Below are 13,868 nucleotides of genomic sequence, written 5' to 3' on the forward strand. Positions count from 1 at the left end.
CTTGGCGCGGAGCTGCTCGGCGCCTTCAAGCGCATGATCGAGAACCCGATGGGCATGCTGGTGTAAGCCAATCCCTGCAAGGCCTTGATCCGACGCCACCGGCCGTCCGATCACCGACTTGTCAGGCCGGCAGCACGCGCGAATTCCGGCAAGTGCTTGAAGCCGCCGTCATTTCGTTCCACATCGGGCGCAATGAACGGCAAGATGCGGGAATGGTTTCGGAATTGGCGGTGGGCCTTGGCCGCATCGCTATTCCTGCATGCCCTGATTGCAGCGTTCCTGTTCTTTGGCCTGCCGATACCAGAGCAACAGCCGGATCAGCAGGAACAGCCGGTCAACGTCGCGATCGTGCCGCCGCCGGAACAGCCAAAGCCGAAACCCGCTCCAAAGCCACCGGAGCCGAAACCTGAACAAAAGGTCGAAAAGCCGCCTGAGCAGCCCGTGCAAACGCCTCCGCCTCCGCAGCCGCCGAAACCGCAGGACATCCCGGTTCTGAAGCGCGTTTTCCAGTATGGCGAGAAGGATATCGGCCCGGAGAAATCAGCCGACGGAGGCAGCGCTCCGTCCAATGCGCCGTCGCCAGCCCAGAATGAGCCCGCGAAGCCGCCGGTCGCGCCGAAGCCCGCGCCCAGCCAGCCCGCTTCGCCTGCAACGCCCGAGCAGCAGGCGGATTCCAGCAAGGCTCAAGAGAAGCCGGCAACCGCGGCGCCGGACGAACACCCCGCGCAACGCGAGGAGAAGCAGCCCACTGAGGATACCGACAAGCAGCAGCCCGACAAACAGGAGACGCCGCCGCAAACCACCGAACAGCAATCGGCCGTGCCGTTAAAGCCATTGACGTCCGAGTCCGGCGACAAGCCCGCGCCGCCATCATCAGCGGAAAAGGCAAAGCCTAAACCTTCCAAGGCGATGAAGTTCAAATCCGCAAGAGCTTTGAGAGCGCCAAGCGTGAACCCGGGAAGGTCGAACTCTGCCGACAGCGAGGTCGCGGGATCGCCGATCTATTCCGGCCTGCCGGGCGTCAGAAAGCTCTACTCGCCGGGTGCGACCGGCAATGCGCTGGCCACGAGCTCGATGGAGAACGTGCCGCGCGATCAGCGCGTCGCCAATCTGTGCGCCAACGTCCTGAACCAGGAATTGCAAAGTGCTGACTATTCGCCGAAATGGCTGCCGACCATTCCCCTGAAGCAGGGCAATGTTCTCAACCCCACGCAAGCCGCCTTCAGCACGACAACCCAATGGTTCGATCTGAGCTTCCGCTGCGAGGTCGACGCCGATGCGACGAGGGTCCTGTCCTTCAACTTCCGCGTGGGGGGATTGGTGCCGCCCGGTGAGTGGACCCGGCGGCGCTTCCCAAGCCTCCGCTAGCTTAAGCCGGCACGCCCAGTCTGGCCAACTCTCGGCCGACCTCATGCCAGTCGGCGCAGACGAAATCGGCGCCGGCAGCCTTCAGCCGCGCGCCGTGCTCGGGATAAGTGTGCCCGCCGCCGGTGTAGCCGATCGCTATCATGCCGGCCGCGACAGCGCCCTGGATGCCGAAGGGCGAATCCTCGATGACAACGCAGTCGCTTGGCTTTGCGCCCATCTTTTCGGCGGCGTAGAGGAAGATATCGGGCGCCGGCTTGCCGTTCTTCACCATCGAGGAGGAAAAGATCGCCTCGCCGAAGAAGCGCGCAAGCCCCGTCACCGCCAGGCTGTGGTTGATGCGTTCGACCGAAGATGACGAGGCGACGCAGCGGTCGCCGGCAAGCGCGCCGAGGAATGGCGCGATCCCCGGCGTCGGCTTCAACTCCTCGGAAAAGAGCAGCTTGGTCTCGGCCCAGATATCGCCGTCGGCGGCGGGTGGAAACTGATGGCCGGTCAGTTCCTTGATTTTGACGATGATGTCGGACTGCTTCATGCCGATGCATTGGGCGATGATGCCGCCATGGACGCCGGGCATGCCGTGCTTCTCGTAGACGCGCTCATAGGCCTTCGCGGCCAGCGGCTCGCTGTCGACGAGAACGCCGTCGCAGTCGAAAATCATCAGTCTGGATTGCGCCACGCGTTTCTCCCGGCCTCTGTGCCACAATGTGCACATCGCTATCGATAAAAAGTCAGATGTTCAATAGTAAGGCAGCTACGTCCCCAACGCATCAAAGCTGGCGCAGCGCCTCGCTGACCGGCGTGGATCCGAGCGCGCGCTGCATGGCCTGGCGCGACTGCGCGCGGTCGGGGGTGATCCAGTTGGGCTCGGCGCCGAGGAAGCGGTCGAGGAAGGCCACGGCATAGGCCGGCATCTCTGTGGTGTTCTCGCGATAGGACCACCAGGTGCGCAGGTCGTCGGCGCATTTGTCGATGCTTGGCGCCGTGCCGAACTCCTGCTCGTGCACGGCCAGGATCGCCGACACGCAGTAGTTGGTATAAAGGAAACCTTCCGGCCAGAAGCGCACGATTTCCGCCGTGCCGGCATTGGCCTCTGTCTCGATCATTTCGGTGAGGCCGGAAATCTCGCGCGCCGGCGCCTGTCGGATCAGCTCGCGCAGCACCAGCCCGGCGGCGAAGACGATGAAGTCCGCGCGGTCTATCGCCGCGAATCGCTTCTGCGCTTCCATGACTTCGATCCAGTCGAGGAAGGCGCGCGTCAGCTTGGCCTCGTCGATCTCGAAGCGCACGCCGAAGGTTTCCGACACCACCTTCGCGCTGCTGCGGAAAGTAGCGCGAAACCAGCGCAACTGCCGCAGCCGGTGGCGAAGGTCCGGCATAAGCGCCAGTTCGTGCCTGAAGGGCAGATCCATGTCTCATTTCCCGTTTGACCACAGGCTAGCACAGGCCCCGCCGATGCCGAAACCGGCCAGCCGCCTGTGGAGCGTTATGGCGGCTAATATAATACATGTTGACATTCGAGGAAACAAATGTTCTCACTTTCGGGTCATCTCGCCTCCGTCCAATATGAGCCGGAGAAAGAGACTCGGGAGGAAACCGAAATGGCGATCTGGCAGTGGGCGCTGCTTCTGCTTTTTGTTGTCTGGGCGCTGCAATCGTTGGGCGTCTGGCTGCAGATGCGGCATTATTCGGACGTCTTCAAAGGTGTCACCAACCAGTACAAGGACGGCTTCGTCGGCGCCGGCAATTTCCGCGGCCGCCTCGCCAAGGGCACCATCGCGCTCGTCGTCGTGACGCCGGATCTCATCGTGCGCCGCATGATGGTCATGAGCGGCCGCTCGGTGCTGACCAAGTTCAAGCGACATGAAGAATTCGAGGGCGTCCCCCTCGATCGACTCCGGTCCAACCCTGCGATCATGGGGGAGGGGGAACCCGGTGTGGCCGAGGCCGTGAAACGGGCGATCGAGCAGATCGACCGCGCGCGGTCGGAGCCGGGGAAGAAGCCGGGCCTGTCCGGCTTGAACGTAGCAAGGGCTTAAACGACACCGGCGGCCGGCTGGGAATGACCGGCAGGGGTCATAAGGAGGAGAAATGTCTGTAATTTCGTTATTGGCGCAGCATGCCGACCTGGCGGTGCACAACCTGCATGTCGCAGGCACCATGGTCTCGGACGCTGCCTGGCACGGCAAGCTCGGCGTCGAGCATGCCACCGATCATCTTGTTGTCCTGGCGCAGGCGACGACCGACAATGCGCCGGTCACCGCCGATCAGCTGAAGGAACAGCTGAAGAACGTGCAGCAGGAAGAGCAGCTCGGCTGGCTGACCGCGATCGGCAAATACTTCATCGGCATCTTCCAGAAGGGCGGCGAAGTGTTCGCCGGCTTCGTCACCGGCATCATCCCGACGCTGGTGGTGCTGATGACCGCCTTCTACGCCGTCACCGAACTGGTCGGCGAAGAGCGCGTCCACGGCCTGGCGCGCGGCGCCGGCCGCATCGCGCTGACCCGCTATACCGTGCTGCCGGTCCTGTCGGTGTTCTTCCTCACCAACCCGATGGCCTACACCTTCGGCTCCTTCCTGGAAGAAAAGCACAAGCCTGCCTTCTACGACGCTGCGGTGTCCTACGTGCATCCGCCGCTCGGCCTCTTCCCGCACATCAACCCCGGTGAATATTTCGTCTGGGGTGGCATGCTGGTCGCGCTGCTCGACCTCGAGAAGCGGGGCGTCATCGCCAACGGCTATCACGTCAAGGTGGCGATCTGGTACGCCATCGTCGGCCTCGTCGTCATCCTGCTGAAGGGCATGCTGACCGAGCGCATCACCGCCATCATGGCACGCCGCCAGGGCGTCGAGCTCTAAGGGCGGGAGGACACCATGGCCAAGACATACAAGGCAGTAAAGATCTCGAGGGGGTCCACCGGTTGGGGTGGCCCGCTGGTCATCGAGCCGACCGAACAGCGCAGCAAGGTCGTGTCGGTAACCGGCGGCGGCATTCATCCGGTGGCACAGCTCATCGCCGACATGACCGGCGCCGAGGCGGTGGACGGCTTCAAGGCGCCGCCGATCGAAAGCGAGATGGCGGTCGTCGTCGTCGATTGCGGCGGTACCGCGCGCTGCGGCGTCTATCCGCGCAAGCGTATCCCGACCGTCAACCTGACGCCGGTCGGCCAGGCGGGTCCGCTCGCCCAGTTCATCACGGAAGACATCTACGTTTCGGGCGTGAAGCCGGCCAACGTCGTAATGGCGGACGGATCCGAGGCGGTCACCACTGCGGGGGGAGCAGCATCGATGAGTTCAAGCAGCACCAATACAGCCAGGGCGGCGGAGCCGCTGCCGAGCGAAGGCGGGCTTATCGGCCTGATCAGCTCGATCGGCCGCGTCATGGGCCGTGTCGTCGGCATCTTCTTCAATTCCGGCCGCCGCACCATCGACCAGGTCGTCCGCAACGTGCTGCCCTTCATGGCCTTCGTGACCATGCTGATCGGCCTGATCCTCTATACCGGCATCGGCGACGTGCTGGCGCAGCCGATGGGACCGCTGGCCAACAACATCGTCGGCCTGCTGGTCATCTCGGCCATCTGCGGCCTGCCGTTCCTGTCGCCCATCCTGGGGCCAGGCGCGGTCATCGCCCAGGTCATCGGCGTCGCCATCATCGGCCCGCAGATCGCCAACGGCACCATCTCGCCCGCAATGGCTCTGCCGGCGCTGTTTGCCTACAACACCCAGGTGGGCTGCGACTTCGTTCCCGTCGGTCTGGCGCTCGGTGAGGCCAAGCCGAAGACGATCGAAATCGGCGTGCCGGCGGTGCTCATCAGCCGCCAGATCATGGGCCCGGTCTCCGTGCTGATCGCATGGGTCGTCTCCCTGATCGTTTTCTAAGACATCAACAATATCGAGGTTCGCCATATGTCGGTTCTTCTCAAGACACGGGTCACGGCAATAGGACCCGAAGTGGCGGACCTCGCCGAGGGCGGCGTGGTCATCCTGTTCGCGGATGGCTCACCTCCCGAACTGGCCGAGGTTTCCGTGCTTCATCTGGCAGAGCAGGGACCCAGTGACGACGCTCCGAAAAAAGGCGCGTCGATCACGCTCGGACCGGTTTCGGCGACGATAACGGCCGTCGGCGAAACGGCCTGGAGCAAGGTCCGCGAAATGGGCCATGTCGTCATCTCCTTCAACGGCGCGACCGAAGCCGAAAGGCCCGGCGAGTTGTGCGCGTCGGAGATCGACACCGGAGCGCTGGTGACGGCGCTGACGCCGGGCGCTGTCATCACCATCGCCGCCTGATAGGATTTGCCGTCAACGGACGGCGCCATAAGCTAGAGTATTGCCATGGAACGCTCGACCATCGTCAGAGTGCACGAAGGTTTGCACGCCCGTCCCGCCACGCGGTTCGTCAAGCTCGCCAAGGGTTTCGAATCCGATGTCGAGTTGGTCAAGGACGGCAAGGCGGTCAGCGCCAAGAGCTCGGTCAAGTTGATGCTGCTGGCGGTGAAAGAGAACCAGGAAGTCACCGTGCGCGCCAGCGGCGCCGACGCCATCGAAGCGATCGAGGCGCTGATCGGCTATCTGGAGAACCCGCGCGCCGGCCTCGACGACGAAGCGGGTGAGGGTGGCTCGGAAGCAGCGGCACCTGCCCCGCAAGCGACGCCGACGGCTGCCGCGTCTGCGGATGGAACACCGAAACTCCAGGGCGTCGCCGCCAGCGAGGGCGTGGCCATAGGGCCGGCCTTTGCCCATTTCCCGGCCGAGATCGAGGGACCAGGCAGGCGCCTGCGGGCCGATGAGATCGACGGCGAGCTCGAGCGCTTCCGCGGCGCTGTTGCCAGCGTCCAGGCGCGCATGGACCGCACGCTTGCCGAGGACAATCTCTCGGCCGGCGACCGTGGTATCGTCGCGGCGCTGCGCGACATCGCCGCCGACGACAGCCTGACCGGTGAGGTCGAAAAACTGATCAAGGAAGGCGACGACGCGGTGTCGGCGGTCATTGCGGCCGCGGCCGCTGTCGCCGCCGATTTCAGCGCGGTCGACGACCATTATCTCAATGCCCGGGCCGACGACGTCCATGCCGTCGGCCGGCAGATCTGCCTGGTGCTCCTTGGCCAGGACGAGGTCAGCCTGGAGACGATACCGCAGGGTGCGATCCTGATCGCCGACGACATCGGCGCCTGGGACCTGGCGCGCGCGCCGCTGAAGCGCATCGGCGGCGTGGTCTGCGGCCATGGCGGCGCCACCTCGCATATCGCCATCATCACCCGCTCGCACGGCATCCCTGCGGTGCTGGGCCTCGGCGACAAGGTCAACGCGTTGCGCACCGCCAGTCAGGTGGCGATCGACGGCAATGCCGGGCATGTGATCGTCGATCCGGACGAGGCCACGCGGGCTGACTTCTCCCGCCGCGTTGAAGCAGCGGCGCAGGAGCGCGCGGGCCTCAAGATATTCAAGGGCGTGACGCCGACCCGCGCCGACGGCACGGTGATCGAGGTCGCGGCCAATATCGGCTCGCTGGAAGAGATCGAAGCGGCGCAGGAAGCCGGCGCCATGGGCGTCGGGCTGTTCCGCACCGAGCTGCTCTTCATGCGCCACATGCACCTGCCGTCGGAAGACATGCAGGCCGAGACCTACAGCGCCCTGGCCAAGGCGTTCGCGCCGCATTCCGTCATCGTGCGCACGCTCGACATCGGCGGCGACAAGCCGATCGCCGGCATCGAATTCCCGGACGAAGAAAATCCCTTCCTCGGTTGGCGCGGCATCCGCATGTGTCTCGACCGGCCCGATATCTTCAAGCGTCAGTTGCGGGCGCTGCTGCGCGCCGCAGTCCACCGCAACATCAAGGTGATGCTGCCGATGATCTCGGAGATCGCGGAGGTGACGCGCACCCGCGCGCTTGTCGAGGAATGCGCGGCTGAGCTGAAGGCCGAAGGCGTGCCGCACGCGGGCTTCGACCTCGGCGTGATGATCGAGACGCCGGCCGCCGTGCTGATTGCGCCGGCGCTGGCAAAGGAAGTGGCGTTCTTCTCGATCGGCACCAACGACCTCACCCAGTACATCATGGCCGCCGACCGCCTCAATCCGACTGTCGCCAAGCTCAATGATGTCACCAATCCAGCGGTGATGTCGGCGATCGAGCTGACGGCCAGGGCGGGTGTCGCCGCCGGCATCATGGTCGGCATGTGCGGCGAGGCCGCCGGCCGTCCGGACCTTATCCCGACTTTTATCAAGATGGGCCTGACCGAGCTCAGCATGAGCCCGGCCTCGATCCAGCGCGCCAAGAAGACGATCGCCGCCATGGCGGCCGAAAAATAACCGATGTCGAACGGCGGTTACGTCAGATGCGCGAGCAGGGTGGCGAGAACCGGTGTCAGTTCCTTGGCCGCATTGGCCTGGCCGCAAGCCTGCCGGATGCGATCCTCCCGCACTTCGGCCGCCAGCACCGCGATCTCGAGAATGTCGGGCTCGGGCGTGCCGCCGTCCGCCTTGGTCGCCAGTCCGCAGGCAAGCATCACGGGCGCAAGGCACCGGATGTCGAGACACCGGTCGCCGGCGATCGCCGGGCCTGTGCCGATCTCGCCAGGCTGGACCGGACGATGGTTGAGGCATTCGACGAGGAGAGCCGCGCAAGCCGCGGCGATCTGGTCCGTGGACGCCGCGTCCGCCGTCGCGGCAGCCAGAAGATCCGCGTGGCGCTTGCGCATCGCGGCGTGCACGGCGGAAAAACTCGCCTCGTGAACGCGCGGATTATCGATGCCGTAGCCAGCGAGAACCGCGCGGGTCAGATAATACATGTCACGCCTGAACTGGCGTTCGCCGCCGATCTGCCGGTCTTCATCGCCTTGCGGGAAATAGGCTCGCAGGCTTTTGACCGTCGTGCCGTCGACCTTGAGCGGCCGGGAATGCGGAACGAAGGATTCGGCGATCGTCAGCGCCTCGTCGACGGCGCTCGCGGCATGGCCAAGCAGGCTGCGGCCCGGAAAGGGCGGCAAATTACCCGCGATATCGTGCTGGCTATCGCCGGCGCTGTCGTGACGGCTCTGGCGGATGGTGTCGCGCAGTTCCCGAAGGCGGTCCTTCAGGTTGGCGCGGACATCTTCGGAGATTTGTCGCAGCATCGCCAATCGCCTCGAAATGCGGAAGCCGGTCAGGGCTTGGGGCACCAGTCGCCCTCTCTAGATTGTTCGCCTCGATTGGTAGATCAATAGACGATATTTAACCAGCATGCAGAATCGGCGAGGCAGCATCATCGCCGGGCTTGGAGGGGAAATTGGGCAGGCGGCGGCAGGGCGAATCCGAAAACGGCAGGGCGGCGGCCGAGGCATCCGAGCAGGTCGTTAGCGAAAGCCGGACCGACCGCCTCAGGATCCGCGCCGCCTGGATGTATTTCGTCGAGCAGATGACGCAGAACGAGATTGCCGACGTGCTCGGCGTCGGCCGCGTCACCATCGTGCGCATGCTGGCGGAGGCGAGGGCGCGCAACGAGGTGAAGATCACCATCGAGAGCGAGCTTCTGGAGATCGTGCGGCTGGAGCGGGTGCTGGAGAAGACCTTTGGGCTGCAGCAGGCGCTGGTCGCGCCGCTCACCGACCCCACCGCCGATCCGATCCCGGCAATCGCCGCCAAGACTGGCATGTTCCTGTCGGACGCGATGAAATCCGGCATGCGGGTCGGCGTCGGCTGGGGCGTCACGCTGTTCCATACCTTGCCGTTCATCAGCGCCAAATCGCTGGCTGATTTCAGCGTGATCTCGCTGCTTGGCGGCGTCGGCGTCGCGCGTCGGGTCAACCCCGCCGAATTCGCCTGGCGCTTTGCCCAGATCTTCCAGGGTGACGGCTATCTGATGCCGACGCCGGCCGTCGTCGACAGCGTCGAGACCAAGATCGCGCTGGTCGAGCGTTGCGGTCTGCAGGAGATCTTCGAGATGGCCGACGCGCTCGATGCCGTGCTGCTCAGCGTCGGCGGCATCGCTTCGGCCACCACCTTCTCGCGCGGCGGCTTCCTCAAGGAAGCGGACCGCGAGGCTTTGCTGGCGCGCGGCGCCGTCGGCGACCTTCTGTTCCATTTCTACGACCGCAATGGCGATCTGGTCGACCATCCCGTCAACAGCCATGTGATGTCGGTGGATGTCGATCGCCTGCGCAAGGCGCCGATCCGCATTCTCACGTCCGGCGGTGCGGAGAAGACAGAGGCGCTGCTCGGCGCTATGAACCTGATCGCGCCGACCATCCTGATCACCGACGAGGAAAGCGCGCGCCGCATGCTGGCTGCGCATGCGGATTAGGCTGCAGGCATAAACCCGCCTGGCACACTCGTGCCGTCTTCGTGGGGGATTTCAAGGATTTAAATGGTCGGAGTGGCCGGATTCGAACCGACGACCCCTTGACCCCCAGTCAAGTGCGCTACCGGGCTGCGCTACACTCCGGACCGGGTGGCGATGTATCGTGATAAGGCGGTGCGGGTCAACCGAATTCGGTGCCTGTCGCGCAGGTGAAATTGCAAGCAGGGATGCAGGCGCTCCCAGCCGCAATTCGCGCTGGTGCCGGTATTCCAGCGCGATCGCGCCCCAGACCAGGCCGAGCAGAAGATAGAGATGGCGCCAGTGGTCGATGTCGATGAAGGTGCCGAGCCCGACATTGCCGAGATAGGCGACATAGGCGCAGAGCAGATAAGGCTGCCATGGCCGGTCGCGCAACAGGATGCGGAAGCCGGCGCCTATCGTCCATAGCGTCAGCGTCAGGAATGAGATGAAGCCCAGCCAGCCGTAATCCATCAGCGCCTTCAGCCAGATGTCGTGCGTGTCCTCGCCGTAGATCGTGCCGAAGACCAGCGGGCCGATGCCGAGCGGATGCTCCATCGCCAGCTGGAAGCCGATCGTGTAGCGGGCGAAGCGGCCGAGCCGCGCCGAATCGTAGCTCTGCTCGAGCTGCGCGCGCTGGGTGAACATGTCCGACACGCCGGGCAGTTGCAGGATGATCAGAAAAGCGATGACCAGCAGCGCCACGGCCGCGATCGTCATCACCACCACCCGCAGCCGGAACTTGCCGCTGGTGCTCTGCAGGAACAGGCACGCGGTAAGCAGCACCGCCGACACCGCGAACATGCCCCACGCGCCGCGCGAGAAGGAGAAGAAGATGCCGGCGGTGATGATGAGCAGCGGCACGGCCAGAAGCGGCATGCGCGACACCGGGCCGGTCAACAGCAGATAGAGCAGATAGGTGCCGGGCAGCACCAGGAACGGCCCGAACACGTTCGGGTCCTGGAAGGCGCCGGCCGCGCGATCGTATTTGGTGAACATTTCCGCGCCGGGAAAGACATGGAAATAGCCGGCAATGCCGAGCAGCGACGTCGCCACCGCCGACACGACATAGGCGTTGAAGATCAGCCGGTAGAGGCTGGGCTGGACCGAGGTCACCGAGGCGAAGAACACCGCGCTGAAGGCCAGGAACAGCGAGACGGCGAGATAGAGCGGCGTGTTGGCGAGATCCGCCATCTGCGTCATGGCGATCATGCCGCCGATGTTCATCGCCACCAAGAGCACCAGCAGGGGCACGATCGCGCGCGAGATTCGAAGGCCGAACAGCGCCCAGACGGCGATCAGCCCGGCCATGTAGATTTCGTAAGGCGCGGGCTCGCTGATGACGAAGCCGGAGAGCAGGATGCCGATGCCGATCGCCGCCGACGCGATCAGCGAAATCAGCTTGGCGTTGACCGCTTGCGGCTGCAACGGATAGGCGATGGCGCTCAATACGCGTTTTCCGTGTTGAGCAGGCGAATCGGCGTCAGGAACAGGATGCGCAGGTCGAACAGCATCGACCAGTTCTCGATGTAGTAGAGATCGTATTCGGTGCGCATGCGGATCTTTTCGTTGGTGTCCATCTCGCCGCGCCAGCCGTTGATCTGCGCCCAGCCGGTGACGCCGGGCTTGACCTTGTGGCGGGCGAAGTAGCCGTCGACCACCTCGTTGTAGAGCAGATTGTGCGACTGCGCGGCGATGGCATGCGGGCGCGGCCCGACCAGCGACAGCGAGCCGAACAGCGAGTTGAAGAACTGCGGCAGCTCGTCGATCGAGGTCTTGCGGATGAAGCGCCCGACGCGGGTGACGCGCGGATCGTTCTTGGTCACCGTCTGCTTGGCGGTCGGGTCGGACCGATCGGTATACATCGAGCGGAACTTGTAGACCTCGATGATCTCGTTGTTGAAGCCATGCCGCTTCTGCTTGAACAGCACCGGTCCCTTGCTGTCGAGCTTGATGGCGATCGCGGTGGCGAGCATCACCGGCGAAAAGAGGATGATGCCGACAAGCGAGAAGACGATGTCGAAGGCACGCTTGGCGACCGAATCCCAGTCGTTGATCGGCTTGTCGAAGATGTCGAGCATCGGCACCGAGCCGATATAGGAGTAGGCGCGGGGCCTAAACTGCAGCGCGTTCGAATGTGCCGACAGCCGGATGTCGACAGGCAGCACCCAGAGTTTCTTCAGAAGCTGCAAGACGCGCGATTCGGCGGTCAGCGGCAGCGACACGATGAGCATGTCGATGCGCGCGATGCGGGCGAATTCGATGAGCTCGGAAATCGTGCCGAGCTTTGGATAGCCGGCGACGATCGGCGGCGAGCGCTTGTCGTTGCGGTCGTCGAATATGCCGCAGATGCGGATGTCGTTATAGGGCTGCTTCTCGACAGAGCGGATCAGCTGTTCGGCCGCCTTGCCGCCGCCGACGATGAGCGCACGGCGCTCCATGCGGCCGTCGCGCGCCCAGCGCCGGATCAGCGTCGACATCACCAGCCTAAGGCCGAAGATCAGCAAGAAACCGGCTGCGAACCAGGTGCCGAACAAAAGGCGCGAATAGTCTTCCGAGGCCTTGATGGCAAAGGCGGTGAGCGCCATCAGCGCGAAGCTGCCGGCCCAGACGAGCAGCAGCCGGCCGAAATTGGCGAGCGGACGCATCAGCGCCGCGATCTGGTAGCAGTCGGTCACGTCGAGCAGCACCACGGCCAGGAACGACGTCGCCGCGATCGCCAGCGGATACTGCCACGCCAGATAGGTGAAGAAGCCGACATAGTGGAAATAGACGGCGAGCCCCGACAGGAACAGCAGCGCGAACTCGACCATGCGCAGCACGCCGCTGACCATGATCGGCGACATGGTATCGCGCCGGTATTGCGAGGCGACCTGGCGCGCCACATCGTTGATGCCGCCAGGCTTTTCGCCGTCGGCGGGAGCGTCGTAGTTGCGCACCGCATCCATGGAAAAGCGGTGCGCGGGGTCGATCTCATTCATGGGAACAGTCCGCGAGCTTCGCGCAACTGCATAGCAAAAGAGAGCTAAGAAAGCCTTGAAACAACCGGTGGTTTTGAAGCAGTCGTGTCGGCCGCTTGTCTACTTGTTCAGCGCGGCGAAATAGGCCTTCTCGATCTCCGCCGCCATCACATCGGCTCCGAACCGGGCTTTGAGCTCGTCCGTCTGCGGCATCGCCTTCCGGTACGCCTCGCGGTCGTCCAGCACCGTGCCCATCTTTGCCGCGAGCTGCGAGGGATCCGGCCGGATCAGGGCAGGGGAGTTTTCGCCGAAGATTTCCGGAATGCCGCCGACCGCGGTCGCGATCATCGGCATGCCGGCGGCCAGGGCCTCGAGCACGATATAGGGCATCGCTTCCGCGCGGGAGGGCACGACGATCAGCTCGGCCAGCGCGAAAGCGTCCCGTGCCGGCATGGGCGGCAGGAAACGGACATGGCTCTTGAGGCCGAGCCGCTCGACCTGCGCGTGGTAGCGCGGCAGGTCGTCGCCATCGCCGACCATCACCGCGCTCAGCGGACGGCCCAGCTCGCCGCCGGCCAAAGCCAGCGCGTCGATGAAGATATCCGGGCCTTTCAGGTCGCGCATCATGCCGATGTACAAGAAATCGGCGGCATTCGCCGCCGCCACCGGTTCGAATTCGGCGGCGCGCAGGCCGTTATAGACGAGCGTGTTGGGTATGGGCGGCTCGCCGACCTTGCGGCGATAGGTGTTGCGCTCGTAGTCGGAAACGAACAACAGGCAGTCGGTGAAGCGCGCCATGAAGCGTTCCAGGCCGAAGAACAGTTTTCCCGTCGCCGTCGTTTCGTCATAGTGGAGGGAGCCGCCATGCGGCGAATAGAGGCGGGCAACGCGAAACCTTGATACCCGCAACAGTGAGCCGAACAGCCGGGCATAGGCGCCACCCTTGGCGCCGTGCCCGTGCAGCACGTCCGGCCGCAATTCCTGGATGATTCGATAGGTGCGCCAGGCCGAGGCGAGATCGCCCGGCCCGACATGGCGCTGCATCGGCGTGCGATGGATGCCGAGCGCCAGACTGTCCTTCATCGCGTCGAACAAGCGCTCTTCATAGTCGCCGCCGGTGGTCGAGTCGCAAACGATTCCCACCGCATGGCCGGCGGCGACCTGCGCCTCGGTCAGGTCGCGCACATGCCGGAAGATTCCTCCGACAGGTGAGCGAAAGCAGTGGACGATCCTGAGATTCACACCCACGACGG

General features: G+C 64.4%; 14 protein-coding genes and 1 tRNA gene. 9 read left to right on the top strand and 6 right to left on the bottom strand.

Translation table 11 applies throughout. The features are described 5' to 3' along the window. Positions 1–192: 192 nt before the first annotated feature. Positions 193–1,368, top strand: coding sequence for a DUF930 domain-containing protein (locus tag FJ471_RS31950; protein ID WP_140809488.1), 1,176 nt, complete (start codon positions 193–195; stop codon positions 1,366–1,368). Between the two features lies 1 nt (position 1,369). Here FJ471_RS31950 and FJ471_RS31955 read toward each other — a convergent pair whose 3' ends face one another. Then, positions 1,370–2,044, bottom strand: a complete 675-nt coding sequence (locus FJ471_RS31955) for an HAD family phosphatase (protein ID WP_140809490.1) — start codon at positions 2,042–2,044, stop codon at positions 1,370–1,372. A gap of 91 nt (positions 2,045–2,135) precedes the next feature. Then, positions 2,136–2,777 (bottom strand): hypothetical protein, encoded by a 642-nt coding sequence (locus FJ471_RS31960; protein ID WP_140809492.1) that lies wholly within the window; start codon positions 2,775–2,777, stop codon positions 2,136–2,138. 189 nt (positions 2,778–2,966) lie between these two features. On the opposite strand from FJ471_RS31960, the gene FJ471_RS31965 reads away from it, so the two are divergent. The 5 genes from FJ471_RS31965 to ptsP are packed head-to-tail and all read left to right on the top strand — an operon-like array spanning position 2,967 to position 7,671. After that, positions 2,967–3,404: a transcriptional regulator GutM gene (locus FJ471_RS31965; RefSeq protein WP_140809494.1), complete on the top strand. Its 438-nt coding sequence runs from the start codon at positions 2,967–2,969 to the stop codon at positions 3,402–3,404. Positions 3,405–3,456: 52 nt separating this feature from the next. Further along, a complete protein-coding gene (locus FJ471_RS31970; protein ID WP_127867858.1) occupies positions 3,457–4,224 on the top strand; it encodes a PTS glucitol/sorbitol transporter subunit IIC in 768 nt (255 codons plus the stop codon). A gap of 15 nt (positions 4,225–4,239) precedes the next feature. Beyond that, positions 4,240–5,244 (top strand): PTS glucitol/sorbitol transporter subunit IIB, encoded by a 1,005-nt coding sequence (locus FJ471_RS31975; protein ID WP_140809496.1) that lies wholly within the window; start codon positions 4,240–4,242, stop codon positions 5,242–5,244. 27 nt (positions 5,245–5,271) lie between these two features. Then, positions 5,272–5,652, top strand: a complete 381-nt coding sequence (locus tag FJ471_RS31980; protein WP_140809498.1) for a PTS glucitol/sorbitol transporter subunit IIA — start codon at positions 5,272–5,274, stop codon at positions 5,650–5,652. A 45-nt stretch (positions 5,653–5,697) separates the two neighbouring features. Next, positions 5,698–7,671 (top strand): phosphoenolpyruvate--protein phosphotransferase, encoded by a 1,974-nt coding sequence (gene ptsP, locus FJ471_RS31985; RefSeq protein ID WP_140809500.1) that lies wholly within the window; start codon positions 5,698–5,700, stop codon positions 7,669–7,671. Positions 7,672–7,688: 17 nt separating this feature from the next. On the opposite strand, the gene FJ471_RS31990 is transcribed toward ptsP, so the two are convergent. Next, positions 7,689–8,474, bottom strand: coding sequence for a hypothetical protein (locus FJ471_RS31990; RefSeq protein ID WP_140809502.1), 786 nt, complete (start codon positions 8,472–8,474; stop codon positions 7,689–7,691). Positions 8,475–8,626: 152 nt separating this feature from the next. Between FJ471_RS31990 and FJ471_RS31995 the strand changes: the two genes are divergently transcribed. Continuing rightward, complete coding sequence (locus FJ471_RS31995) at positions 8,627–9,640, top strand: sugar-binding transcriptional regulator (protein WP_140809505.1); 1,014 nt, start codon at positions 8,627–8,629, stop codon at positions 9,638–9,640. A 64-nt stretch (positions 9,641–9,704) separates the two neighbouring features. On the opposite strand, the gene FJ471_RS32000 is transcribed toward FJ471_RS31995, so the two are convergent. Continuing rightward, positions 9,705–9,781 (bottom strand) — tRNA-Pro (locus FJ471_RS32000). Positions 9,782–9,949: 168 nt separating this feature from the next. On the opposite strand from FJ471_RS32000, the gene FJ471_RS35615 reads away from it, so the two are divergent. Next, positions 9,950–10,084, top strand: coding sequence for a hypothetical protein (locus tag FJ471_RS35615; RefSeq protein WP_281408550.1), 135 nt, complete (start codon positions 9,950–9,952; stop codon positions 10,082–10,084). Between the two features lie 66 nt (positions 10,085–10,150). Continuing rightward, positions 10,151–11,188, top strand: coding sequence for a hypothetical protein (locus tag FJ471_RS35450; RefSeq protein ID WP_246684885.1), 1,038 nt, complete (start codon positions 10,151–10,153; stop codon positions 11,186–11,188). Here the strand turns inward: FJ471_RS35450 and FJ471_RS32010 are convergent. After that, positions 11,101–12,636 (bottom strand): undecaprenyl-phosphate glucose phosphotransferase, encoded by a 1,536-nt coding sequence (locus tag FJ471_RS32010; protein ID WP_140809507.1) that lies wholly within the window; start codon positions 12,634–12,636, stop codon positions 11,101–11,103. The genes FJ471_RS35450 and FJ471_RS32010 overlap by 88 nt on opposite strands. Positions 12,637–12,735: 99 nt before the next feature. Further along, entirely contained in the window at positions 12,736–13,863 is a 1,128-nt protein-coding gene (locus tag FJ471_RS32015) for a glycosyltransferase (RefSeq protein ID WP_140809509.1), read from the bottom strand. Between the last annotated feature and the right edge of the window lie 5 nt (positions 13,864–13,868).

The organism is Mesorhizobium sp. B2-7-1 (genome assembly GCF_006440735.1).
Lineage (GTDB): Bacteria > Pseudomonadota > Alphaproteobacteria > Rhizobiales > Rhizobiaceae > Mesorhizobium.

Coding starts and splice junctions, on each gene's coding strand:
- FJ471_RS31980 (WP_140809498.1), top strand. CDS start 5,272: ATGTCGGTTCTTCTCAAGACACGGGTCACGGCAATAGGACCCGAAGTG.
- FJ471_RS35615 (WP_281408550.1), top strand. CDS start 9,950: ATGGCGCCAGTGGTCGATGTCGATGAAGGTGCCGAGCCCGACATTGCC.
- FJ471_RS32010 (WP_140809507.1), bottom strand. CDS start 12,636: ATGAATGAGATCGACCCCGCGCACCGCTTTTCCATGGATGCGGTGCGC.
- FJ471_RS31970 (WP_127867858.1), top strand. CDS start 3,457: ATGTCTGTAATTTCGTTATTGGCGCAGCATGCCGACCTGGCGGTGCAC.
- FJ471_RS31990 (WP_140809502.1), bottom strand. CDS start 8,474: ATGCTGCGACAAATCTCCGAAGATGTCCGCGCCAACCTGAAGGACCGC.
- FJ471_RS31960 (WP_140809492.1), bottom strand. CDS start 2,777: ATGGATCTGCCCTTCAGGCACGAACTGGCGCTTATGCCGGACCTTCGC.
- ptsP (WP_140809500.1), top strand. CDS start 5,698: ATGGAACGCTCGACCATCGTCAGAGTGCACGAAGGTTTGCACGCCCGT.
- FJ471_RS31965 (WP_140809494.1), top strand. CDS start 2,967: ATGGCGATCTGGCAGTGGGCGCTGCTTCTGCTTTTTGTTGTCTGGGCG.
- FJ471_RS31975 (WP_140809496.1), top strand. CDS start 4,240: ATGGCCAAGACATACAAGGCAGTAAAGATCTCGAGGGGGTCCACCGGT.
- FJ471_RS31950 (WP_140809488.1), top strand. CDS start 193: ATGAACGGCAAGATGCGGGAATGGTTTCGGAATTGGCGGTGGGCCTTG.